Origin of the sequence: Ferdinandcohnia salidurans (assembly GCF_042680725.1) — a bacterium.
GTDB lineage: Bacteria > Bacillota > Bacilli > Bacillales > Bacillaceae_L > Ferdinandcohnia > Ferdinandcohnia salidurans.
Map to the genome: position 1 here is coordinate 509,827 of NZ_JBHUEK010000007.1, position 23,911 is coordinate 533,737.

Annotated in this window: 27 protein-coding genes and 2 riboswitches; of the genes, 12 read left to right on the plus strand and 15 right to left on the minus strand. The window is 36.9% G+C overall.

Annotated elements, in window-relative coordinates; genetic code table 11:
- Window positions 1–124 precede the first annotated feature (124 nt).
- From ACFSFW_RS05420 to ACFSFW_RS05435, 4 genes are all read right to left on the minus strand, one after another.
- Window positions 125–643 (minus strand): YfiT family bacillithiol transferase, encoded by a 519-nt coding sequence (locus tag ACFSFW_RS05420; RefSeq protein ID WP_388035828.1) that lies wholly within the window; start codon window positions 641–643, stop codon window positions 125–127.
- Between the two features lie 239 nt (window positions 644–882).
- Window positions 883–1,278, minus strand: a complete 396-nt coding sequence (locus ACFSFW_RS05425) for a secondary thiamine-phosphate synthase enzyme YjbQ (protein WP_388035831.1) — start codon at window positions 1,276–1,278, stop codon at window positions 883–885.
- A gap of 23 nt (window positions 1,279–1,301) precedes the next feature.
- Window positions 1,302–1,505: a zinc ribbon domain-containing protein gene (locus tag ACFSFW_RS05430; protein WP_304214066.1), complete on the minus strand. Its 204-nt coding sequence runs from the start codon at window positions 1,503–1,505 to the stop codon at window positions 1,302–1,304.
- 57 nt (window positions 1,506–1,562) lie between these two features.
- Window positions 1,563–2,459 carry a TIGR01777 family oxidoreductase gene (locus ACFSFW_RS05435; RefSeq protein WP_388035835.1) on the minus strand — a complete coding sequence of 299 codons (897 nt, stop codon included), beginning with the start codon at window positions 2,457–2,459 and terminating at the stop codon, window positions 1,563–1,565.
- A gap of 105 nt (window positions 2,460–2,564) precedes the next feature.
- Here ACFSFW_RS05435 and ACFSFW_RS05440 point away from each other — a divergent pair, with 105 nt between their 5' ends.
- Window positions 2,565–3,254 carry a nuclease-related domain-containing protein gene (locus ACFSFW_RS05440; RefSeq protein WP_388035838.1) on the plus strand — a complete coding sequence of 230 codons (690 nt, stop codon included), beginning with the start codon at window positions 2,565–2,567 and terminating at the stop codon, window positions 3,252–3,254.
- Between the two features lie 579 nt (window positions 3,255–3,833).
- Here the strand turns inward: ACFSFW_RS05440 and ACFSFW_RS05445 are convergent.
- A complete protein-coding gene (locus tag ACFSFW_RS05445; RefSeq protein ID WP_099363305.1) occupies window positions 3,834–4,409 on the minus strand; it encodes an ECF transporter S component in 576 nt (191 codons plus the stop codon).
- A 164-nt stretch (window positions 4,410–4,573) separates the two neighbouring features.
- Window positions 4,574–4,703: riboswitch (FMN riboswitch) on the minus strand.
- A 109-nt stretch (window positions 4,704–4,812) separates the two neighbouring features.
- Window positions 4,813–5,814: an LLM class flavin-dependent oxidoreductase gene (locus ACFSFW_RS05450; protein WP_388036036.1), complete on the minus strand. Its 1,002-nt coding sequence runs from the start codon at window positions 5,812–5,814 to the stop codon at window positions 4,813–4,815.
- Window positions 5,815–6,010: 196 nt separating this feature from the next.
- Here ACFSFW_RS05450 and ACFSFW_RS05455 point away from each other — a divergent pair, with 196 nt between their 5' ends.
- Both ACFSFW_RS05455 and ACFSFW_RS05460 read left to right on the plus strand, forming a co-directional pair.
- Window positions 6,011–7,267, plus strand: a complete 1,257-nt coding sequence (locus tag ACFSFW_RS05455; RefSeq protein ID WP_388035842.1) for an Nramp family divalent metal transporter — start codon at window positions 6,011–6,013, stop codon at window positions 7,265–7,267.
- Between the two features lie 132 nt (window positions 7,268–7,399).
- Window positions 7,400–8,110 carry a DUF421 domain-containing protein gene (locus ACFSFW_RS05460; RefSeq protein WP_388035845.1) on the plus strand — a complete coding sequence of 237 codons (711 nt, stop codon included), beginning with the start codon at window positions 7,400–7,402 and terminating at the stop codon, window positions 8,108–8,110.
- A 44-nt stretch (window positions 8,111–8,154) separates the two neighbouring features.
- Here ACFSFW_RS05460 and ACFSFW_RS05465 read toward each other — a convergent pair whose 3' ends face one another.
- Window positions 8,155–8,688, minus strand: a complete 534-nt coding sequence (locus ACFSFW_RS05465; RefSeq protein WP_388035847.1) for a GNAT family N-acetyltransferase — start codon at window positions 8,686–8,688, stop codon at window positions 8,155–8,157.
- Between the two features lie 121 nt (window positions 8,689–8,809).
- On the opposite strand from ACFSFW_RS05465, the gene ACFSFW_RS05470 reads away from it, so the two are divergent.
- On the plus strand, window positions 8,810–10,225 hold the full coding sequence (locus ACFSFW_RS05470) for a Na+/H+ antiporter NhaC family protein (RefSeq protein ID WP_388035850.1): 1,416 nt from the start codon (window positions 8,810–8,812) through the stop codon (window positions 10,223–10,225).
- Window positions 10,226–10,263: 38 nt separating this feature from the next.
- Here ACFSFW_RS05470 and thiW read toward each other — a convergent pair whose 3' ends face one another.
- Together thiW and ACFSFW_RS05480 are read right to left on the minus strand one after the other, a co-directional pair.
- Window positions 10,264–10,767, minus strand: coding sequence for an energy coupling factor transporter S component ThiW (thiW, locus tag ACFSFW_RS05475; protein ID WP_304214080.1), 504 nt, complete (start codon window positions 10,765–10,767; stop codon window positions 10,264–10,266).
- A gap of 21 nt (window positions 10,768–10,788) precedes the next feature.
- Complete coding sequence (locus tag ACFSFW_RS05480) at window positions 10,789–11,550, minus strand: 3-oxoacyl-ACP reductase (protein ID WP_388035853.1); 762 nt, start codon at window positions 11,548–11,550, stop codon at window positions 10,789–10,791.
- A 91-nt stretch (window positions 11,551–11,641) separates the two neighbouring features.
- A riboswitch (TPP riboswitch) is annotated at window positions 11,642–11,748 on the minus strand.
- A gap of 136 nt (window positions 11,749–11,884) precedes the next feature.
- On the opposite strand from ACFSFW_RS05480, the gene ACFSFW_RS05485 reads away from it, so the two are divergent.
- Window positions 11,885–12,283 (plus strand): hypothetical protein, encoded by a 399-nt coding sequence (locus ACFSFW_RS05485; RefSeq protein WP_304214082.1) that lies wholly within the window; start codon window positions 11,885–11,887, stop codon window positions 12,281–12,283.
- A 20-nt stretch (window positions 12,284–12,303) separates the two neighbouring features.
- Here ACFSFW_RS05485 and ACFSFW_RS05490 read toward each other — a convergent pair whose 3' ends face one another.
- Together ACFSFW_RS05490 and ACFSFW_RS05495 are read right to left on the minus strand one after the other, a co-directional pair.
- Complete coding sequence (locus ACFSFW_RS05490; protein WP_388035855.1) at window positions 12,304–12,966, minus strand: DNA alkylation repair protein; 663 nt, start codon at window positions 12,964–12,966, stop codon at window positions 12,304–12,306.
- Between the two features lie 126 nt (window positions 12,967–13,092).
- Window positions 13,093–13,224, minus strand: coding sequence for a hypothetical protein (locus ACFSFW_RS05495; RefSeq protein ID WP_257215736.1), 132 nt, complete (start codon window positions 13,222–13,224; stop codon window positions 13,093–13,095).
- A 200-nt stretch (window positions 13,225–13,424) separates the two neighbouring features.
- Here ACFSFW_RS05495 and ACFSFW_RS05500 point away from each other — a divergent pair, with 200 nt between their 5' ends.
- Window positions 13,425–14,477 (plus strand): alpha/beta fold hydrolase, encoded by a 1,053-nt coding sequence (locus tag ACFSFW_RS05500; RefSeq protein ID WP_388035858.1) that lies wholly within the window; start codon window positions 13,425–13,427, stop codon window positions 14,475–14,477.
- Window positions 14,478–14,607: 130 nt separating this feature from the next.
- Window positions 14,608–14,751, plus strand: a complete 144-nt coding sequence (locus ACFSFW_RS05505) for a hypothetical protein (RefSeq protein ID WP_309099527.1) — start codon at window positions 14,608–14,610, stop codon at window positions 14,749–14,751.
- A gap of 44 nt (window positions 14,752–14,795) precedes the next feature.
- Here ACFSFW_RS05505 and ACFSFW_RS05510 read toward each other — a convergent pair whose 3' ends face one another.
- Window positions 14,796–15,242 (minus strand): RlpA-like double-psi beta-barrel domain-containing protein, encoded by a 447-nt coding sequence (locus tag ACFSFW_RS05510; RefSeq protein ID WP_099363315.1) that lies wholly within the window; start codon window positions 15,240–15,242, stop codon window positions 14,796–14,798.
- A 132-nt stretch (window positions 15,243–15,374) separates the two neighbouring features.
- A complete protein-coding gene (locus ACFSFW_RS05515; RefSeq protein WP_304214090.1) occupies window positions 15,375–15,830 on the minus strand; it encodes an RrF2 family transcriptional regulator in 456 nt (151 codons plus the stop codon).
- A gap of 174 nt (window positions 15,831–16,004) precedes the next feature.
- Here ACFSFW_RS05515 and hmpA point away from each other — a divergent pair, with 174 nt between their 5' ends.
- Window positions 16,005–17,225 carry an NO-inducible flavohemoprotein gene (gene hmpA / locus ACFSFW_RS05520; protein WP_388035863.1) on the plus strand — a complete coding sequence of 407 codons (1,221 nt, stop codon included), beginning with the start codon at window positions 16,005–16,007 and terminating at the stop codon, window positions 17,223–17,225.
- 70 nt (window positions 17,226–17,295) lie between these two features.
- On the opposite strand, the gene ACFSFW_RS05525 is transcribed toward hmpA, so the two are convergent.
- A complete protein-coding gene (locus ACFSFW_RS05525) occupies window positions 17,296–18,630 on the minus strand; it encodes a uracil-xanthine permease family protein (RefSeq protein ID WP_388035865.1) in 1,335 nt (444 codons plus the stop codon).
- A 252-nt stretch (window positions 18,631–18,882) separates the two neighbouring features.
- Here ACFSFW_RS05525 and ACFSFW_RS05530 point away from each other — a divergent pair, with 252 nt between their 5' ends.
- Window positions 18,883–19,860, plus strand: coding sequence for a Rieske 2Fe-2S domain-containing protein (locus ACFSFW_RS05530; protein ID WP_388035867.1), 978 nt, complete (start codon window positions 18,883–18,885; stop codon window positions 19,858–19,860).
- A 56-nt stretch (window positions 19,861–19,916) separates the two neighbouring features.
- On the opposite strand, the gene ACFSFW_RS05535 is transcribed toward ACFSFW_RS05530, so the two are convergent.
- Entirely contained in the window at window positions 19,917–20,183 is a 267-nt protein-coding gene (locus ACFSFW_RS05535) for a phospholipase A2 family protein (RefSeq protein ID WP_388035870.1), read from the minus strand.
- A 236-nt stretch (window positions 20,184–20,419) separates the two neighbouring features.
- Here ACFSFW_RS05535 and ACFSFW_RS05540 point away from each other — a divergent pair, with 236 nt between their 5' ends.
- The 3 genes from ACFSFW_RS05540 to ACFSFW_RS05550 all read left to right on the plus strand — a co-directional run bounded on the left by ACFSFW_RS05540 (window position 20,420) and on the right by ACFSFW_RS05550 (window position 23,892).
- A complete protein-coding gene (locus ACFSFW_RS05540) occupies window positions 20,420–21,670 on the plus strand; it encodes an MFS transporter (protein ID WP_388035873.1) in 1,251 nt (416 codons plus the stop codon).
- A 144-nt stretch (window positions 21,671–21,814) separates the two neighbouring features.
- The gene (locus tag ACFSFW_RS05545) at window positions 21,815–22,387 is read left to right on the plus strand and encodes a DUF502 domain-containing protein (RefSeq protein WP_099363322.1); all 573 of its coding nucleotides are present in this window, start codon (window positions 21,815–21,817) and stop codon (window positions 22,385–22,387) included.
- 146 nt (window positions 22,388–22,533) lie between these two features.
- The gene (locus tag ACFSFW_RS05550; protein ID WP_304219798.1) at window positions 22,534–23,892 is read left to right on the plus strand and encodes an IS1182 family transposase; all 1,359 of its coding nucleotides are present in this window, start codon (window positions 22,534–22,536) and stop codon (window positions 23,890–23,892) included.
- Window positions 23,893–23,911 lie beyond the last annotated feature (19 nt).

Sequence of the window (23,911 nt, forward strand, 5' to 3'; positions counted from 1 at the left end):
TAGTCTATATTCCTTTAGTACTTAAGAATAACAGGCAGTACCTTTGCCTGCCTGTATAAAGTGGGAGGTGAACTTACTCTTTACGAGGTAAGCATAAAAGCAAATGTGATACATTGCAATTAATTTACCAGTTTTTCCTTTTTGCTGTAGTTGTTATATGTGCAAGATGATGATTCCCATGCCAAGCGCAGAATCCTAGAAAAACACCTAGTTTCATTTCGCCACCTTCTGGATGAACATAGGTCAGTTGGAATTCGTCCTTTGCAAAGTTTTGTAAAAGAGTCACCCAGCGCTTGTGAACACCATCAATAATTGCTAATGAAGCATCAACTGGTAGAGTCGAATCTGCAAGGTTTGCCCATTCAGCTTCGTCATACGGTTTAATAACTGGATTATTTTCTGTTGCAGCTAATTTAAAACGAATATATGAATTCATCGATGCGTCTGCAATATGATGAACAACCTGTCGAAGTGTCCATCCACCTTCACGATAAGGTGTATCAAGCTGTTGGTCTGTTAAATCCTTCACTGCTGCCCTTACTAATGCTGGTAATTTCTCAATCTCATTAATCCAATTGCTGACTAATTCCCCTGTTAAATCCCCCTGAAATTGGAATTCTCCTATCGGATAACGTTCATCCATCGATATTCCCCTCCTAAAAATTCAAAAATATAAGTCTTATTCCCATTTTAACAAATGCTTGGAAAAATTTCTGCTACACATACTCCGAAGATATTAGAAAGAGATTAAGGTAAATGAGAGAACGAAAGAGAAACTTGGAGGGCAAATCCTGATGGTACTGAAGCTAAGAATGGATTCAAGATATAGGTGAAATTGTTTTTTACAACGGTGAATAGGCGAATCTATCAGGATTCGCCTATTTATATGATTTTTACATAAAAGGTACGTGTTCGTGGACCATCAAACTCACAAAAATAGATACCCTGCCATGTACCCAATAGTAAACGTCCTTCTGTCACAATTACGTGTTGTGATGCGCCGACAGTACTTGACTTCATATGAGCGGCAGTGTTTCCTTCCTTATGACGGTCTAACTCATGATGCCAAGGGTAGACTTCATCGAAACGACGTAACATATCCCGCTTCACATCAGGGTCCGCATTTTCATTTATCGTTATTCCAGCAGTAGTATGGGGGCAATATACGACCACTACGCACTCTTTCATTCTGCTTTGATCAACTACGTCTTGAACTTTATCAGTTACATCGATCATTTGGTCACGCTTATTTGTTTGTAAAGTGAACTTTTGCAGCATGATTAATTTGTCCCCTTCAACAATTATCCAAAGAATAAATCAAGTATGTTTGATGCTTTCGAAGAATCCTTGTTATAAAATTCGGAGTATCCACAACTCTTACAATAGACCACAGTAAAACGATTATTTTGTATATCTAGCATTTTTGTAATCCCTGAACCTGTCATCGAAACATCCTTCGTCCCCGCATTCGTACTTCCACATTTAACGCAGCCTTTACCTTGCATAAAATCCCCTCCATTAAGTTTTAATAGTATTATTTACGGATATATGGGAAATTAGTTTCAAAATTTTTTACTTTTTATTTGTGCAAGAGCCTGGTCGATTGTGGGATACCTAAAAGTAAAACCTTCTTTTACGAGGCGTTCTGGAATAACCCACCTACTTTTTAAAATTAGTTCCGTTTCCGTTCTTATAAAAATCGCACCAAGTTCAAGAAGCCAAGCTGGTGCTGGCAAGCCCAGTCTCCGATTGAAAGCTCTTCTAAGGGCATTCATCAACTCACGATTTGTAATGGGGTTCGGTGTTGAACAGTTAAATACTCCAGATAAGTGGTTGTGGTCCCGAATGTAAAGAATGATATTGAACAAATCTTCAATATGAATCCAACTGAATTTCTGCGTCCCAGGCCCCTGAATTCCTCCTAGTCCAAAGCGAACTAAGTTTTTATAAGGAATCATTACGCCTCCATCTGAACCAAGGACGATCGAAATACGCAGAGCTACTTGCCTTGTTTTCGGTAATGTAAAGGAAAAAAAGGCCTCCTCCCACCTTTTTGCTACCTCTACTGAGAAACCAGTTCCAATTTCACCTCTTTCCTCGGTCATCGGTCTGTCTTCCGCGTGGCGATAGATTGTAGCTGTACTAGAATTAATCCATATGGCTGGTGGATTGTTACATTCTTTTATTGCATCTCCCAATAGTTTTGTTGTTTCTGTTCGTGAATGGAGAATTTCTTGTTTGTTTTTCTCATTGTATCTGCAATTTACAGACTTTCCGGCAAGGTTAACCAGCATTTCAGCATCCTCTAGTGCTTGTATAATCCCTCTTTTATCGTTCCAAGTTATGTTTGGTGCGTTTCTAGAAATAACTTTAACGTCATAGCCAAGTTCAGTGAATTTTTTATAAAAATAAGTACCCACAAACCCAGTACCACCCGCAAGGACGATCTTTTTTTTCATAGCTCCATCCCCTTTTCTATATGTATAAATAGTTTACCATTTTCTGGTGCTAGTTGCGAAAAATGAGTATAATAGATTTGAAACTAAATCGAAAGGTTGTGGAGTATGGTTTACAAGGAACGAACGGAATCTATTGTGATTAGAATTATGAAATTATTACAAAGTAGAAACGAATTAAAAGAAAAACAATATTGTTCAAATCTGATTAAAGGATACGAAGGAGAAGTTTTATTTGATTCTTATACAAATAAGTTAGAGTGCGAATGTTTGGTTATAAATGATTTATTACTCCAATATAATAACACCACATTCCAAATTGACACCCTACTAATTACCCCAGACAAACTGTATATTTTTGAAGTGAAAAATTATGAGGGTGATTATTATTTTGAATCAGACATCCTCTACAAGAAACCAAAAAAAGAAGTCAGCAATCCACTTAACCAGCTTCATCGTAGTGAATCCTTACTGCGCCAAATGCTCCAAAGTTATGGTTTTACAATACCAATTCAAGCTTACGTAGTATTTGTAAACCCTGCTTTCACCCTATACCAAGCATCACTCACAAAACCCATTATCTTTCCAACACAATTACATGCATTTTTCCAAAACCTAAATAAGTCTACTGCAAAATTAAATAAGAACCATCAAGTACTAGCGGACAAGCTACTATCATTGCATATGGAGGAGTCTCCGTATCGTATATTACCAAAATATAAGTATAGTGACTTGCGAAAAGGGATTTGTTGTGTGAATTGTGGGTCACTTTCTGTGAATGTTGTTGGAAGAAAGTGAATTTGTAGTGGCTGTGGTCATGAGGAATTGGTTATCGATGCAGTTATTCGAAGTGTAGAGGAATTAAAACTTTTGTTTGCAGAATATAAGATTACGACGAATTTGGTGCAGGAATGGTGTAGGATTGTGGACTCTAAGAAGAGAATACAGAGAATTTTGGATAAGAGTTATAAAGCTGTTAGCAACAATAGATGGACATACTATGAATAAACAAAGTTAGTTTACAATCATTTTTCTAACAGACAAGCTAATTCGGTATTTCTCTGAGTAGCGTGTCAAAGACATATATTCTGAGAATCGTTGGATTTTGTCCTCGAGAGCGTGTCTCAGGGACAATTAAAAAGAGAACAAACAGTGTTTTGTCTTAGAGCAGCAGTGTCAAAGACATTTAGTCTGAGAATTGCTGGACTTTGTATTAGAGAGCGCGTCTCAAGGACAATAAAAAAGAAGACTGACTAGTTTTGTCTTAGAGAGATACTCTCAGAGACATTTAATCAAAGAGTAAGTTCCGATTGTCTCCGAAGACTTCTCTAATACCAAAAACAGGCACCCAACCTGGGTGCCTGACATTACATAACTCTATATAGACGACGCTTGTTTATTAATCCACGGATGTAAGCGAGCATACAACAGCATGAAGATTGTTGCCACAATCAATCCTTTTAGTAAGTTAAACGGTAGGATTGCGTAAACCACCATTTTGAGTGTTTCTGGTGATGACATCGCCGGGATATTCAAGAAAAAGTTGAATGCCGGTAAGAAGACATAATAGTTAAGAACACTCATGATGATTGCCATCATGGCTGTGCCGCCAATTAATCCGATTGTTAGGCCTAATTTTGTTTTTAATAGTTTAAAAATGTAGTAGGTTGTTAGAACAAATATAATCCCGGCTACAAAGTTTGAGATGTGACCGACGGGTACACCTGTTTCACTGCCGGTAATAAAATAATCAATCATGTTTTTGAATAATTCAACTAAGATACCGGCCATTGGTCCAAAAATAAGTGCTGCTAGTAAAGCTGGAACATCACTAAAGTCGACGTTCAAGAAGCTTGGGAATGTTGGCAATGGAAAATTGAAGAACATTAGGATGTACGAAATCGTACTCAACATTGCAATTGCCACAAATTGACGTAAAGGTATTTTTTTCATTTTTCTTTCCTCTCCTCTTTTGTCGATCCACCTCAAAAGAAGAAAGGTTCAGCTTGTTAAGACATACCCAAATAAAAACCCCCAAGAATAGTTTCTTGAGGGAGTTAATGTAAAGGCATGCTTAATAAACGTTCAAAACGTAAAAATTTTTGAACGCGCAGAACCTCCATCTTCTCCCATCCAGACTATACTGTCGGCTTTGGAATCGCACCAAATCCTGCCTTGCGGCTCGCGGGCTTAGAGAATAAACTCATCACCGCCGGTCGGGATTTTCACCCGGCCCCGAAGATAGATCATTATTTAATTACACTTTATTGTATCAAGTTTATAGATTAATGTGAAGCAATTTGCTTCTAATCGCCCAATAAATAATAAAAGCTCCCACTACTCGAGCAAAAATCAATTACTTTCCATCTACAACTTCTTTTAGTATCTCATACGAACGTTTTTGTTTATTAGGATCATAGATGTACGAAACGGCCATTAGTTCATCGACATTATATTTTTCTTGGAAGCTTGTTAATTGGTTCCGGATGGAATCTTTGCTTCCTAATAATGTAACGCTGGACATAGAAGTTGCCATTTCTTTTTCAGGCTGATTCCACAGTTCATCCATATTATCAACGGGTGGCTGTAACGGGGTTTGTGTACCACGAACAACATTTAGGAAAAATTGTTGCATGGTTGTTAGTTCCCGTTTAGCCTCTTCATCGGTTTCTGTAGCAATTACATTTAGGCAAACCATCATGTATGGTGAGCTTAAATATTCCGATGGTTCAAAACGTTTGCGGTAAATGGAAATTGCTTCTTCCATGAACCGAGGTGCAAAATGTGATGCAAATACATATGGCAGTCCTAATTTGGCAGCCAAATATGCGGAATCCGTTGAGGAACCAAGAATATATATTGGTACATTTGTACCAACTCCCGGATAAGCTTTTACATAGCCTTGTTTTTCCATTGGTCCAAAGTATGTGAGCAAGGCATTTACATCATTAGGGAAAGTATAGACAGAATCATTATGTGAGCGTCTTAAAGCACTTGCGGTCATCATGTCCGTTCCTGGTGCACGGCCAAGCCCTAAATCAAGTCGATCTGGATAAATGGTCGCCATTGTTCCAAATTGTTCAGCCACAACAAGTGGTGAATGATTTGGAAGCATGATACCTCCTGATCCAACCCGGATTTTTTCGGTATGTTCTAATGTATGTTTTATTAAAATTGGTGTTGCTGAACTAACCAGTGTTGGTGAGTTGTGGTGTTCAGCTATCCAATAACGTGTGTATCCCATTTCTTCTGTTGCTTTGGCTAGATCAACCATAGCATCAATTGCGTCTTTCTCATTCTGTCCTTTGCGGATTGGAGCAAGGTTTAGAACGGAGACTGGTATATTTATATTTGTCATTTCATGAATCCCTTCTTCCATTTTTCTTCAGTCCTATTTTATCAACTGAAAGGAAAGAAACAAACTTTCCTGCTTGAGGAAATTTTCCTAGGAATATTCAGACCATTTGCATCAAGTTTATTTAACTAGTGTGTGATAAAATTTTAGACTATAGGATTATTGAAATATTCAAATAACATGACAAAGGGGGCACTTTATGTCAAATCTAAATCTTAATACGCGAATACAGGCACCTACGAGTTATAAAAAGAAAATAGCGATGATTGGCCCAGGTTTTGTTGCAGCGGCAACGGGTGTCGGAACCGGTGACCTTGTCGCAGCATTGGTTGCAGGAGCAGGTTTTGGTCTAGTATTTGTTTGGGCAATTATTCTTGGTTCTATTTTTAAATACTTTTTAAATGAAGGTGTGGGTCGTTTGCACCTTGGTACAGGTAAAACAATCATCGAAGGCTGGCAACAAATGGGGAAATGGGCTACTGGCTATTTCGGTATTTACTCTGTCATTTGGGGATTTGTGTATGGAGCTGCGGCAACCTCTGCCTGTGCTTTGGCAATGAGCGCGATGTTCCCCGTTCTCCCCTTTTGGGCATGGGCTGTTATTCACGCAATCGTAGGATTCCTTCTCATTTGGAGTGGTCGTTATCTCCTATTTGAAAAAGTAATGATGTTTCTAATTGGTCTAATGTTTGTTTCAGTAGTTGGTTCTGCAATGTTATTCCTCCCTAACATTGGTGATTTATTAAAGGGGTTTGTCCCAACTGTTCCAAAAGGTTCCTTCATGCTTACACTCGGACTAATTGGTGGTGTTGGTGGAACAATCACGATGGCTTCGTATGGTTATTGGTTAAGAGAAAAAGGCTGGAAAGGAAAAGAATGGATTCCGATGATGAGGTTAGACGCAAAGGCAGCCTATTTTATGACTGCGTTGTTCACTCTTTCTCTATTAATAGTAGGAAGTCAGTTTCTCTATGGTAGTGGAATAGAAATTCAGGGAGAGCAAGGGTTATATCAATTATCTGAAATGATTGGGGATAAATTTGGTAGCGTATTCACATGGCTCTTCTTAATTGGATTTTGGGCTGCGGCATTTTCTTCTCTTTTAGGAGTTTGGAATGGGGTTCCTTATCTATTTGCAGATTTTGTACGACTAATGAAAAAAGAATATCATCGATCAGTTACTGAAAAAGATCCAGCATATCGTGCGTATTTAGCATGGTTAACCTTCCCTCCTATGCTTCTTTTATTTTTTGGTAAACCAGTTGAATTAATAATTTTGTACGGTGCGCTTGGTGCTCTGTTTATGCCATTTTTATCGATAAGTTTATTGTGGTTGCTTAACTCCAAGCGTGTTGGAAAAGAGTATAGAAATAATTTACTATCTAACATTGTATTAATAGCTTGTTTGATCCTGTTTGTAATTTTATCATTTCAACAATTGGTAGGATTATTCTAAAGTAGATTAAAACGCTTTCTATTCGCATCGATAGAAAGTGTTTTTTTGCTGTGCTAAAGATTGCAAAATTTAATAGTAATAATCTAATTAGTACAAACTAACTAGGAAAAATTAGGTTAAGGTGGAATAGATATGCATTTTTTTGCTTCCCAAGAGCATCTCACTGCGGTTGAATGGATACTCAGAGCAATTGTAGGTTTTGCATTCTTTATCGTGATAGCTAGAATGATGGGGCAGCGAACGATTTCTCAGGTCGGGCTTCTTGACTTTGTTATTGTCTTACTAATTGGAAATATTATTGCTCATCCATTATCAGATGAGGGTTTAGGTTTAAAAGGCTCGATGATTACAATGACTGTAATTTTGATCTTGTATTTGATTGGTATTTTATTAAGTTTACGTTCACATAGAATAAGAAAATTGTTTATCCCCTCTCCTATCCTACTGATTGAAAATGGAAATATACTTTATAAAAATTTGAACAAAGCACGGATTTCAATTGATGTACTATTATCAGAATTAAGGATGAAGAGTACTGAAGATATTCAGAAGGTTGCACTTGCGTTTTGGGAGCCCGGTGGTTCTTTTTCAATCTTTTTAAAAAGTGAACACCAACCATTTACCCCGAGTACCATTAACAAACCTATAAAACCTTTCAATTATCCTAGGACTTTAATCAAGGAGAAAAAGATTGACTTTAACGAATTACAGCAAATTGGTAAAAATGAAGATTGGCTGTTACAAAAAATTTCAACCACCTACAAACATGTTACACTTAATGAAATTCTACTTGGAACAATAGATGAAAATGAAAATGTGACAGTATTTCTATATCACTACTGAAATCTCCAGGGAGTATACCATTTCTCGTAAAACTGTGTATACTCCTAATCTTTACTTACCTTGATTCTCCATATCATATGGTCAAAACTTTCACCCCAGTAATCCTTTAAAATAACATCTGGATTACCAAATTTATTTTCCCAATATTTTTGTGCATTCTTATACCCGCTATCTAAACAAAACTCTTCTATCTCCCTATCCTTTAAAATCGTAAATATAGACTGCAATAACAAGGTGCCAATGCCTTTTCTCTGGTATTTCGGATGGACGAAAACTGTTCCAATTTCAACTAGACCAGAATAAGCATGATGCGTTTTGCAGATTAAACGACTTGCAGGCCCGTACTCAATGGTTCCGACAATTGTACTGTCATGGGTGGCTAGAAGGAAATATCGGTTCTTGCCCCCGCTTTCATAATAGCAGTGGAGATAACTCTTTTTTGTTTCAATTTCCTCGTCTATATCTTTTGTTAAATAAGCTATCCTTTCTTTTGCAAAAGTGTCCATAATGACATCACTAAAAAAGTGATGAAGCTCATCCTTATCTTCGATTTTCGGCCTTCTAATATCTATATCCATTACTAAACTCTCCTCCTTAGAATTCTGTTTCATAACCCTTAACTCCCCTTACTAAAAATACTCCTCTCCCAAATTGGTCATACTAACCAAATGAACATTTTCGATATTGGAGGATTATGGTTTGGAACATTCATGGATCTCACTTATTCCTTTTTTAATTGTAATTGGTATGGCGATTTGGTTAAAGGATATTTTACCTGGACTTGTTTTAGGATTATTGGTTGGGGCAATCCTTGTTACATCTGATATATTAGGTGGAACCCAGCAATCAATTACATATATTGTGACGACTCTATCTGATCCAACTAATATTAAAATCGTAAGCTTTTTATATGTTTTTGGTGGTTTAGTTGGGATGATGAACATTGCCGGGGGTATCAAAGGATTTACGGAATGGATTGGAGAGAAAATCAAGACTGAACGTGGCCTTCTAGGATTAATTTGGCTCACCCTCCCTTTTACCTTTATGATGCCAATGTTTCGGATTATGATGATTGGACCCATCATAAAACAACTCATAAAAAAAATGAACCTATCAAAACAGAAGGTCGGGATGACATTAGATATTTCAACCGAATCGGTTATTGTTCTATTACCTGTCGCAACTGCATTTGTTGGATTTATGGTTTCACTTGTCGAAGGTGGCATTAAAGGACTTGATTTAGGGATGTCAGCCTATCAAGTATTTTTATTGAGTATTTTGTTTAATTTTTATGCGATTGTGATGCTTCTTATTGGAATCATCCAAACGTTTTGGCCATCAAAAAAAAGCCATAAATCCCAACACCACGCAGATGAGGAAGAACATGATCATGAATTTCACCGAATGGGAATTAAGAAAGAACTTTCTCTTGTAAAAGCGCAACCTTGGCATTTAATTGTACCGGTGTTTTTACTTTTAGGATTATCTCTCTATCTACTATGGGAAAACGGCAGATCACTTGGTGCTCAAACGGTCTTTGAAGCTTTTTCAATGGCCGATGCAACTTTTGTCATGCTGCTGGCTGTATTTATCACACTCATTTTCACTTTTGTGTTTTATGTGATCCGAAAGCAGAAATTACATGAAATTATGTATCATTTTTACGATGGTGGAAACCAAATGATGCAGGCGATTACCCTTCTCATTCTTATTTGGGCTCTTACTTTATCTGCTGAGGAACTCGGATTTTCCGAATTTATTAGTTCCACTTTAGGGTCATTTTTACCAGGATTTTTAACACCTGCGACGATTTTTCTAATCGGGTCAGTTGTTGGGTACTTTATTGGTTCCTCTTGGGGAACTTGGGGGTTATTTATGCCGCTTGGAATTGCTTTGGCCCTATCAACTGGTGCCTCCATCCCACTAACCGTCGGAGCTGTTTTTGCGAGCGGTGCATTTGGAGCTTTGACTTCCCCACTTGGTGACACAACGATAACTACGGCATCAATTTTAGATTTAGATCTAGTTGAGTATGCACAATATAAATTGAAGGTTTCATCAATAGGGGGAATCATCGCTGTTGTGTTATATATCATTGGTGGATTAGTGTTCTAAAAAAGACTAAACATACAAGTTTAGTCTTTTTTTAGGTATTAGAAGTTTCGTTCTTGATATGTTTTGAAGGCGGGATTTTTTAATACGATTCCAACAATGATAAATCCAAAAATAGATCCCACAATTGAGCTGAAAATAAACGAAGGTATGAAACCAAAAATGGCTGCATCCTGTCCAAGAATAAGTGTGGCAATTGGGTAACAAGCTATTGCCCCTAAGAACCCTGTTCCAATTATTTCACCTGTCATTGCCATTGAAGCCTTCCCCGTTTTGGAATATAGGAATGCTGCTAAAAAAGCCCCTATCATACTCCCTGGAAAGGCAAACAAAGAGCCAGTTCCAAGCATGTTTCGAAGTAAGGACACAGAAAAAGCTTGAAGCACGGCATATGCTGGACCTAAGATAACCGCTGACAAGACATTAATAAAGTGCTGCATAGGAAATACCTTTGTGAAGCCTATTGGTATGGCAAATAAATGACTTGTAACTGTTCCGATAGCGACAAGCATTGCTGTTAACGTCATTTTTAGTGTTTTACTCAAGATGAATCCCCCATTACTGATTTAATTCATTACCAAACCGCCGTCAACAATAAGGTTTTGACCTGTTACCCCTTTACCCCAAGGTGATGCAAAGAAAAGAACTGCGTTTGCTACATCTTCTGGTGTTGTTACTTTTTGAAGTGGTGTAGATTCCTTAATCAATTGGAAAACTTCTTCAGATGTTGCAGAACTCGCATCAGTTGTTTGAAGTAATCCTCCAGAAATCATGTTTACGTTTATTCCATATGAACCAAGGTCTTTTGCCATGTTCCGAGTGAATCCTAAAAGTGCTGCCTTGCTTGTGTTGTAATCATGGTAAGCAACAACAGGATTTTGAAAGAGATTCGTACCAATTGTTACAATACGTCCAAAACCAAGTTCCTTCATGTCTGGAAGGGCTGCTTGTGTTGTGTGTAATGCTCCTTTTATTGCTCCTTCGAGTTGTGCGTGAAAATCCTCCCAAGAAATATTTTCTGCGTTCTTTCTTGCGATTGGGTCAAAACGAAAATTGATTAAGGCATTATTTACAACGGTTGTTATAGGTTGATCAAAATAATTTTTCGCTTTAACAAATAGGCTCTTTACTTGTTCACGATTCCTTACATCAGCTTGAATGGCAATCGCATTTTTACCAATTTCTTCTTGTAGAGAACGAGCTTTGTCTTCACTTTGAAAATAGTTAATTACCACCTTTGTCCCTTCATTAGCAAAAGCTTTTACGATTTCCTTTCCTAATCCACGTGCACCACCGGTAACGAGAATAACCTGATTTTGTAGTTTCATTCAAGTAGCCTCCTCATATAGTAAATAAGAACAACGCAAAAAAGCCAGTTCCACATAAATGGACCTGGCTTAAGGTATCAAGAGAAAATGGACATTTTCCACTCTACTTTCCTCCGCCGGTATAATCCGGATCAGGTCCAAAGGGTTAAAAAACGCACGCTTTTCTCTCAGCCCAGTCGGGCACCCCTAGTAGTTTACGAATATTCTTTCTATAAGGATAGTATGTACTTGCAAAAATGTAAAGGTATTTGATGGTTTCAAGATTCTAAGATTCATTATATGGTATAATATGGATAACAGTCTGAATATTCTATTTATAGAAAGGAGTGCTGGGATGTTATTTTACTTAATGATAGCTCTATTTGCAGTAGGAATCGGCGCGGTTGGTTGCGGTATCTTTATGTTTTTTGTGAAAATGGAAAAGAAAAAGGCGTTTATTATAAGTTTAATAGGATTATTCATTATTGTTGTGACCATGAGTTCTGGTAATCTTCGCCCCTCCTATGAGAAAGAAACTTCAATAATTATTCAGGAAGTATCAGTATCATCCGAAAAAAATGGAGATGGAAAGTACAGTTGTAATGTTAGTGATCCTTACTCCGTGTATCAGTTTTATAGCGAAGATAAAAAAGAGGTAGAGGATTTTTGTGCTCAATTTAGTAAAGGTGAAACTTATGAAATCAAATACCAGTTTAAATCTGGTAAGTACACCATTTTAGGAGTGATTAAGTAAAGGCCGGGAAATTCCTGGCCTTAAATATATTTACTACCTTCTCTAACACTTAGCTTTGGCAATGTTGTATCATTTATAAAGTGACGGACTGAATTAGGGTTTGTCTTTGAGTACTCGCGCAAAGCCCAGCCAATTGCTTTTTGGATGAAAAATTCTTTACTATTAGCGTTGGCTTTTATGTATTTGTAGAGGATGGTTTCATTTGTTTCTTCCTTATATTTTAACTGAAAAAGAATGGATGAACGTGTAAGCCATAAGTGTTTCCCAAAAGCCCAACCTTCAATTTTTTCTTCTATTATACTAGGTGTTACTTTAGCTATATTGCCAACTAGATGTGGAGAAAGAACATCGACAGTATCCCACCAGGATTTTGTAATAATGAGATTCTCTATAAAAGGTAAATGGCTACTATCAATCCTTTTAATAGATTTAACTAAGTAATCCTGTGCAGCATATTGGTATTCCCGTTCATCCTTCATCCACAACTGTGTGACAAGTTCAAGATTTAAATCCTGTTTTAAAATACCTGTTTCTTTATAGAAATCACGTGTTAATTGTCTTCTTAAAGGTGTTTTTATCCCAAGGAATGGAAAATGGTTTTTCATATACTTTTGCATCGGTACTGCGTTTTCGGGATTACTATGTTTTTCGAATATCGTAACGAGATGGTTTAAATCGTCCATTGTATTGCTCCTTTAAAAGATTCGATATCCTAATTGTACTTGAAGCTCCTTTTATTACAAAATAAAAAAACTATCTTTTCTATGTAAGAATACGTACGAAAAGACAGTTTTTTGAATTCGTTACTGTTACTGCATTTTAATAGGAGTTACGACTGCAAATAGGTTTTCTGTTGGATTGTTGAGGTTGACTTCAATTACTTTATACCCTTCACTATCCTTGTAATCATTTGTCACTGGTGTTTTAATCTCGTTGCTCATTTTCCGTACTTCCCTTCTAACATTTTTCTCACACAATAAGTAGTATATGATGAGGTTATGAAAATGTGCTTCCTTTTGAAAAAAATTTTTTTCACCTCACAAATTTTATTTAAAGGTTTGTCCATCTAGTAGTTCTTAATAACAGATTTCACCTATATATTGTATTAATAGATTTCATTAAAAGAAAGGTGGTTGCTATATTGATCGAAAATTCATTTTATACACAAGAATTCCATGGACCCTATGAACTATTTAATTTAGGAGATTTCAAACTCGAGGAAGGTGGCATCATTCCAAACTGTCAACTCGCCTATGCTACATTCGGAGAACTTAACGAAGCAAAAGATAATGCTATTGTCATTCCTACTTGGTTTTCTGGTACAAATAAAGCCTATGAACCATATATCGGCGAAGGACGAGCATTGGACCCTTCTAAATACTTTATCGTAATCATTAACCAAATTGGAAATGGTCTTTCAAGCTCACCTCATAACAGCCCTGCTCCAATAAGTATGTCAGATTTCCCAGATGTAAGAATTGCTGATGATGTACGAGCTCAGCATCAATTCCTTACTGAAAAATATGGTATCAATGAAATTGAGTTAGTTGTTGGCGGGTCAATGGGAGCACAACAAACATACGAATGGGCAGTTAGATATCCCGATATGGTTAAACGTGCTGCTCCGATTGCTGGTACTGCCAAGAATACGACACATGATTTCATCTTTACGGATACACTAATCGAAGCGATTACTTCAGATCCCGGCTGGAACCATGGAAACTACAAGTCTTGTACAGAAGTGGTCGACGGATTAAACAGGCATGCTAAAATATGGGCTGTTATGGGACTTAGTACAGAATTTTACAAACAGGAAAAATGGCGTCAATTTGGTGTCAATTCTGTCGATGAATTCGTCAACGGCTTTTTACAGCCACTTTTTGCAGCGATGGATCCAAACGCCCTATTAACAATGGCGTGGAAATGGCAACGAGGTGATGTAAGTCGAATGACAAATGGAAATCTTGAAGTAGCACTTGGAAGAATCCAAGCCAAAACATTTGTTATGCCAATTGATGAAGACATGTTCTTCCCACCGCGTGATTGTGAAGCAGAACAAAAATTGATAGCTAACAGTGAACTTCGTGTAATTAACAGCAATTGTGGTCATTTTGGCTTATTCGGTGCAGATGGTCCTGCCTATTTTGAGCAGATTGATAAACACCTTAATGAACTTTTAGCGACTCCAGTATAACAGAATTTAATTATAGTAAGAGAATCCCGCCATCTACCTGCTAGATGGCTTTTTTTGTTGAGTGCAATGTGTAAAGTAAGCTTAAAAGAGCCATATTAGTATCATAATAAATGGGAAAGGATGGTATTTCATGAAGAAGGATGAACATCTGAAGAATCAGGTACTTTATATCACGAACCCCGCTTATGATGCTTTGCATTCGGAAAATCTGCTTGAGGATCATGATGATGAAATTGATCGTGAACAGTTGTCCCTATTGAATAGAGAATTATAAAATAAAAAAGGAGGACAATTTAGACATTGTTCTCCTTTTGTCATTTAATCAATAGGTGTAATTTCTACATTTAGCACACCGACACTAGGCGCTGCACCCAGTGCTTCAAACGCTTTACGGTGAAGATTGATTCGATTCGCTGGGAACTTCTTCACTTCATCAACAACTGTTACGATGATATCTTGATTCGGGACAAACGAAACATTTCGGATTCGTAAACGTTGGCCACATTTAAAGGGGCTATTTTCTCCTACGGCAACAGTCATGTTGTTATCATAGGACCAACCAATTTCACATTTTGTTGGCGTACCTCCCCATGTCCAAGTGGCCTTACCTAAGATAGTTTCAGGATTTCGATTCCAATCCCACCCATAGTAAGGTGCTGGATACTGTGGTACGTATTGTTGGAAATAATACTCATCATACATATTCCGTGGTTCTAAGTATCCATGACAATAAGGGCAGTAATAACCAGACGTATGTCTTATCATCTCACTTCTACTCCTTTGAAACCATTATTTTACTAATTACTTCGTCTACTTAAATGTATGTTAAACGACTAGTATTGGTTCCTATTAGAGTAATACTTAGGTTTTATCGTTCGAAGTGGTTAAGACACCTTTTTAATTTCCGTCTTCTTGGTTTTGTAAGCGAAACAAATCAAGTAAATCATTCTTATTCGTAACAAGGTCATCTAATGTATATCCATATAGCACATTTATGAAAGCCTGTAATGCTTCGTGTAGGGCTCGTTTTAGTTTACAAGATGGTGAAATGGCGCAATAGCCTCCACCCTCTTTAAAGCATTCAACGATGTTAAAGTCGTCTTCTGTATTCGATACGACTTCCCCGATATTAATCTCCTTTGGATGCTTAGCAAGCTTAAAGCCTCCATTACGCCCTCTAATTGTTTTGATATATTCCAGTTTTCCTAGATGATGAATGATCTTCATTAAATGATTTTTTGATATATTATAAGCTTCCGCAATTTCCTGTATTGTGGTTAATTCTTCGTCTTTTTTCATTGCCAGATACATTAAAACACGAAGTGAATAATCCGTATAATTTGTTAACTTCATTATAAAAAACCCCTTATATTGGTGAGTTCATTATAAGTATAGCATGAAAGTCCTATTTCTACTGTAAATGTGACAACTTTTCAAAAGATGTATTATAAGGGTATCTTTTATTATCACTGTCATTATATTATAAACATGTATTTAAAATATTGGTTTAGGAAAGGACGTTATATCATGCTTAGCCAAAAAACAATTGAAATCGTGAAAAGCACAGTTCCAGTACTAGAAAAATATGGAAAAGATATTACTACTCATTTTTACAAGCGTATGTTCACTAATAACCCTGAATTATTAAATATTTTCAACCATGCAAATCAAAGACAAGGCCGTCAACAAACTGCATTAGCAAACGCAGTTTACGCAGCAGCTGCAAATATTGATAATCTAGCGGCGATTATTCCAGTTGTAAAACAAATTGGTCAAAAACACCGTGCATTAGGAATTCAACCAGAGCATTACCCAATCGTTGGTGAAAATCTTCTTGGCGCAATTAAAGAAGTATTAGGCGATGCGGCAACGGATGAAATCATCAATGCTTGGGCTGAAGCTTATGGTGTAATTGCGGACGCATTCATCGGTGTAGAAAAAGAAATGTATAATGAAGCGAAGGAACAACCTGGTGGCTGGGAAGGTTTCAGAAACTTTGTTGTTGATCGTAAGGTAAAAGAAAGTGAAGTGATTACCTCTTTCTACTTAAAGCCTGAAGATGGAAAAGAAATTGCCTTTTATCAAGCTGGTCAATACTTAACTGTTAAAGTTCAGCCTGAAGGTGATGAATATACTCATATTCGCCATTATAGTCTGTCAGATGCACCTGGAAAAGATTATTACCGTATCTCTGTAAAACGTGAAGAACATGGTGTTGTTTCAAATTTCTTACATCAAGAAATGAATGAGGGCGATGTGATTACTGTAAGTGCACCAGCTGGTGACTTTGTCCTTGAATCAAAAGAAACTCCGGCTATTCTAATTAGTGGTGGTGTTGGATTAACGCCAATGGTCAGCATGTTAAATACGATTGTAGAACAACAACCTGAACGTGAAGTTATGTTCATCCATGGTGCTCTTAACAGTGAAGTTCATGCATTAAAGGATGAGGTTGCAAGCCTTGCGGCAAAACATGATCATGTAAAGAACTTTGTTGCTTACTCTGCTCCTACTGAACAAGATCGTCAGGATATGAATTTCGATAAGGAAGGCTTCATTGACCTTGAGTGGTTAAAAGCAACTGTAGATACAAAGAAAGCAGACTTCTATTTCTGCGGTCCTGTTCCATTCATGAAAATGATGTATCGTTCACTCAAAGAATGGGGAGTTGCATCTGAAAACATTCACTTCGAATTCTTTGGACCAGCAAGTGAATTAGAAGAACCAACTGAAGCAGTAACTGCGTAAGAAAAAATTAGGATCAAGAAGTACACCATATAAAAGGCCATCTAGTATAGTAATCTAGATGGCCTTTTTTTTAGGTCAATGATTCTGTTTTAGACACTTTCTTCTCTTCTGGAATGATCAAATTGAGTATTAATACTGCAATTGCTCCAACAGCTGTACCAGAAGATAGAATGTAGTTTGCAAAATCAGGTACACTGTAAAGAATATCTTTTGGTAGCACAATTGTACCAACCGTTAAAAGAATTGGAACGCCAATTACAATCATATTGCGGTCATCAATTGTAACGTGTTGAATAACTTTAAGACCGTTCATGACAATTGCCACACAGACAACTCCAAAGATACCTTGGATTACTGGTTGAGGAATACAAGTAATGATTGCAGAAAGCTTTGGAATTAAGCCTAAAACAATTAAAATAATCCCTGCTGCAATAATTGCCATACGACTTGCAACACCAGTAATTGCAAGAATACCAGCATTCGAAGAATAACCCGTCACTGGTGTTCCACCAACTAAAGAACCTACAAAACAGCCAATCCCCTCGCCTACAGATCCACGATTCAATCGTTGGTCATCTAACTCTTCACCCGTAACGGTTGAAACAACAAACCATGTACCTGTCGTCTCAATTAGAATAATCATATAAATAAATACCATGGTTAAAATGGCTTGAAGATCAAAAACTGGTTGTCCAAATGGAAAGAAGCTTGGTAATGAGATCCACTTTGCTTCTTTAACAACTGAAAAATCAACATTACCAAAGAATGATGCTGTGATTGTTCCAATTACAATGGCTAAAATAACAGAAACTAAACGGAAAAATGTACCATATCCGGTCTTTTTACGACCGAGTAACATAAAAACCAATAAAACCCCTGCCGAAACAGCAGCAACAATAACATTATGTCCGATATTTCCTGGTGAAGTGTATATGCTGTTGAACGCACTTGGCATTAATGAGATCCCAACAATGACAATTACGGTCCCACCGACTAATGGAGGGATAATTTTTCTAACAGTTTTTGCAAACACTTTTAAAGGATAGCCTAAAATCGCAATTAAAATAGCACCTGGAATTAAGCTTCCAAATACTGCTCCCAACCCAAGCTTACCACCTATTGCAGCAAGGGCACCTATTGGTACATAAGAAGGACCTTGGACAACAGGTAATTTTAAACCACCGATTGTTTGAATGAGCGTAGCAATACCAGCTGCAAGAAAACACATCTGAATAAAGTAAGTTGTATCCATTGTGTTCAATGCGAGTAAGCCAGCAATAATAATTGGTGCAATATAGAGATCCATTGCAAGTACGTGTTGAAAACCTAATAGTAGAGATTTACTTACACTAATCTTGTCATTAACTCCAATGGTTAAGTTTGGATTTTGCTTCGTCTGTTCCACTTTTCTTCCTCCAATATTGAAATAAGTATAAGAGCATAACTCTAGTTAATATTGTTAAACCATGAAATAAATCATTAACACTATTAACATGTTGCATAACATATTTGAATTATAAAGAAGGTTTCTAAAAATGTAAATATAAAATACGAATATTTTTCATAAACGTTTTGTTAATGTTCGGTTTTTGTTGACTTCATAACCACTCCTATATAAAATGTAATGAGGGAATACAAGAAATAAGGAGGATTGGTCATGCTAGTTGAGGACCAAGTATTAAGAAATCAGTGGGTTGTTGCAGCAAGAGCAGAAAATATTAAAGAAGAACCACAACAAGTGATTGTATTAGGTGAAAGAATCGTATTATTTAGAACTGAAGAAGGAATCCATGCGTTTAAAGACCTTTGTATCCACCGCGGTGCTGCTCTTTCACTAGGATGTGTAAAAGACGGACAGCTTGTTTGTCCATACCATGGCTGGGAATATAACTCTGAAGGAGATTGTACAAAGATTCCACAGTTACCTGAAGGAAGAAAGATTCCATTAAAAGCAAAGGCGATTAAGTATTCATGCAGAGAAGAATATGGATATGTTTGGGTGAATTTAAATAATAATAATCCTAAAATGTTTGCGTATCGTCCATTCCTTGATGATAGTTATCATAATGTCATTTGGGGACAAACAGAAATAAATGCGAAGCCACCAAGGGTTGTAGAAAACTTTCTTGATGTTGGTCACCTTGCATTCGTTCACGAGGGCTTTCTAGGTGTTCAAGAAAAACCTATTATCGGTGATTATAATGTCCACGAAGCTGAAGATCGCATCTATTCTGACGAGATTGCCATCTTCCAACCAGATCCAGACGGAACGGGGGTTGCTAAAGATGTGTATTATACGTACGAAATATTCAATCCTCTTGTTGTCCAATTTACAAAACGAGACCCTGAAAGCGATAATAAAATGACAATTGTCCTGATGATTCAACCTGTTACGGAAGAAAAATCAATTGCACATGGAATCATATCATTTAACTATGATACTGGATCAACTGATGAAGAAACCGTTAAATTCCAAGATATGATTTTTGCACAGGACAAGCCGATTGTTGAAAATCAAAAGCCTGAAGATCTTCCTTTGGATTTACAAGTAGAGCTTTCTTTAAAGTCAGACCGTATGAGCATTGCGTATCGTCAATATTTGAAAAAAATAGGTGTTACATTAGGAACAGCTTAAATAAAATAAAAAAGTGCCAATCGTCTACTATATGAAAGAATCGATTGGCCCTTTTTTTATAATCTAAATAGAGTACGAAGTCTCATGACATTATAAAAAAATGCTGCATCCCTGCCCTCTTTTGTATATCGATTTCGCTGTTGTCGTAAGCACTCCATAAAAGCTAAGTCACATTCCCGTGACGGGCCATATACTTGATAACAAAGGTCATGTCTCATACAACATGAATCAACCTGATTTGTCGGTGGACCCGAACCGCCACAACCGGGACCACACCACCTATATCCAGGCATACAAAAACCAATCCCTCTTCTCCTGCTCATGAACACTCCCTCCTTTTATTGTAATGAACTATATTCATAAAATATGTTCTGATTCTATGAAAGGAAGGGCAATTGACATGATTATCTATAAGACAATTAAAAAATAATTGAAATATCTGATAAAAGTTTGATACTATTATTCTAATATATTGACCACTAATCAAGGCCAATGAAATATTCATTTGGCTTTTATTATTTGTTCTATCTAATTTCTACTACCTTAGAAGGAGATTATAATGAAGAAAAACTTTCATTATGCGTGGATGATTGTATTTGTCACATTCCTCGCATTCTTAGCTGTCCAAGGTGGAAGGCTTGCATTCGGGGCATTCGTGGAACCTTGGGAAAAGGATTTACATATGGACCGGGCAACAACTTCACTTATTTCCACACTAAGTTTTGTTATTTATGGATTATCGCAGCCTTTTATTGGTAGATTGATAGATAGGTATGGTGCACGCCTTATTTTATCAATTAGTACCCTACTTGTCGGGGTTAGTTTCTTTTTTATCACTTTTGTTACACAGCCATGGCAATTATTTGTCCTCTACTCCCTTGTATCAGTTGGAGTTGGTGGTGCTTCGAATGTGGCCGGTACCGTTCTTATTACGAATTGGTTTACTAAAAAGCGTGGGCTTGCGCTAGGAATTATGGAAGCAGGCTTTGGTTTTGGACAAATGCTTCTTGTTCCTGGATCATTAATGTTGATTCATTGGTTTGACTGGAGAACAACCATTTTCATATTAGGGGCATTGTTGATTATAATCGTGTTCCCTATTGTTCTACTCTTTTTACGGAATCACCCGAATGAAAAAGCAATGGAGCCTTTAGGCGGAAAAGTTATCGAGGAAGAGGAAACAAAGACAGACTCCTCAAAGAAATCTGTTTCACTTAAGATGCTTTTTAAAATGCGTCAATTTTGGTTCATAATGCTCCCATTTGCTATCTGTGGGTTTACGACAACAGGTTTAATGGATACACATTTAATACCTTTATCCCATCACCATGGCTTTTCACCAACTGTGACGGGTACAGCAGTAAGTATTTTAGCAGCTTGTAATATAGTTGGAATCCTTCTTTCTGGTGTTATCATTGATTATTGGAGTAGCCGTAAATTATTAGTGTTCATTTATTTTACGCGAGCATTATCAATTGGGATTCTAGTCTACTCACATAATACTGTGTTGCTATTACTATTTGCAGCCATTTTTGGATTCGTTGATTTTGCTACAGTTGCACCAACTTCATTATTGGTAACCCAATATTTTACAGATTATTCAATTGGTTTTATTGTTGGGTGTCTGTCTCTCAGTCACCAAATTGGCTCAGCACTGGGTGCTTATATTCCTGGTCTTTTATTTAGTAATTATGGGAATTACAACTTATCTCTATATTTTTCAATCTTTATTGTTCTAATTGCAGCGGTTATGAATCTCTTATTACCTGAACCAAATCAAATAAAAGTAGTTGAAAAAAGGGCAAGCTAACTTCTCAAGCTTTGCCCCTTTTTTATTATTCTACCTATTTATGAAGAAATAGAACCATTTTCATTTGTATTCTTATTTGGCCATGGTGTAAAATCTTTAAGCAGTACTAATTATGTGCGAAAAGGTATACGAGGAGAAAAAGATATGAAAAGCATTTTACGAAACTTCATTAATGGTATTTTGACAATTGTTCCGATTATTTTAGTTGTGTACGTTATTTTTAAAGTGTTTTTGTTTTTAGATGGGATATTGGGAAATTTCCTGAAACCTTATTTAAGAGAAGATTATATTCCTGGAATTGGGCTTTTACTCACGTTTGTAGTCATCACAATCTTGGGATGGTTATCAACGAGAGTATTTGCCGGGGCTATCTTTCGGTTGGTTGACAGACTGTTAGAAAGGATTCCGTTAATCAAAACGCTCTACTCTGTTATAAAAGACACATTTAACTCGTTTCTAGGAGAAAAGAAATCATTCTCAAAAGTCGCACTTGTAACGATACCGGGTACGGATGTAAAAGCAATTGGTTTTATTACGACTGAAGATGTCGAAAGTTTTTATGATCCATTAAAGGATTATGTAGCTGTCTATATTCAACAAACATTCCAAATCGCTGGCTTCACCTTCCTAATACCGAAGGATGAAATCGAAATTATTGATGTCAAACCAGAGGATGCAATGAAATTTGTCGTATCTGGTGGAATGACCTCTAAATAGATATCCCTCATTTTTGAATTCAAGAAAAAGGAACGCATATAAAGTGCGTTCCTTTCAGACTGTAGACAAACTCGAAAAATTTCGAGTTTGCCTACAGTCTTTTTTAATTTACAATATTTATAGAGAAAATTAGGGGTGATGGGAACATGATGTCGAGAAATAATAACTCAGATAGGGAACAATTGGAAATGATTACACTAGATCAAATCGTACCGCAAGAGCACCTTGTGAGAAAGCTTGAAGCAGCTATTGATTTCTCCTTCATATACCCATTGGTTGAAAACCTTTATTCAACTTTAGGTCGTCCAAGTATCGATCCAGTTGTGCTGATTAAAATGACTTTTATTCAGTATGTATTTGGCATACGTTCAATGAGGCAAACAATCAAGGAAATTGAAACGAATGTAGCTTACCGTTGGTTTTTGGGTTTTGGATTTCACACGAATGTTCCCCACTTTTCTACCTTCGGTAAAAATTATGAACGTCGTTTTAAGGATACTGATTTATTTGAACAAATTTTCTACCGTATTTTAAAAGAGATTACCGATAAGGACTTATTAAGCGCTGATCATGTATTTATTGATTCAACACATGTAAAAGCGAGTGCCAATAAACGTAAATTTGAAAAGAAAGTCGTACGAAAGGAAACTCGCGCTTATGAAGCGAAGCTACAAGAAGAGTTAAATCAGGATCGTATAGACAATGGTAAGAAACCATTCTCTCCTGAAAAATTTGAAAAAGAAGAAACTAAGGAGATTAAGGAAAGTACAACCGATCCTGAAAGTGGATATTACGTAAAAGATGAACGAACAAAACAATTTGCCTATTCATTTCATGCAGCTGCAGACCGAAATGGTTTTGTATTAGGGTCGATTGTAACACCAGGGAATGTTCATGATAGTCATATGCTTCAACCGTTGGTCGAATCGATTATGGATAAAGTGATAAAACCCTTTGCTGTTGCTGCCGACGCTGCGTATAAAACACCTGCAATTTGTAATTTCCTTATAGAGAATGGTATTACCCCTGCTCTTCCTTATACACGTCCCAAAACAAAGGAAGGATTCATGCGTAAACATGAGTATGTTTATGATGAGCACTTTGATTGCTATATCTGTCCGCAAGGACAGACATTAGCTTACACTACTACAACGAAGGAAGGATACCGACAGTATAAGTCCGATCCTTTAAAGTGCATAAATTGTCCTTTACTAGAACAGTGTACTCAAAGTAAAAATCACCAGAAGTTAATACAGCGACACATCTGGGAAGGTTATGTGGAAGAAGCTGACCACCTTCGACACACTGAAGAGGTAAAAGAAATATATGCTCGTCGTAAAGAATCTATAGAACGCGTCTTTGCTGATGCAAAAGAAAAGCATGGTATGCGATGGACAACCCTTAGGGGAATTAAAAAAATGTCCATGCAGGCGATGCTAACTTTTGCTGCAATGAATTTAAAGAAACTAGCAACTTGGACTTGGAAAGGTCCAGTACTTGTATAAAATATAAGCAAGTTGGACC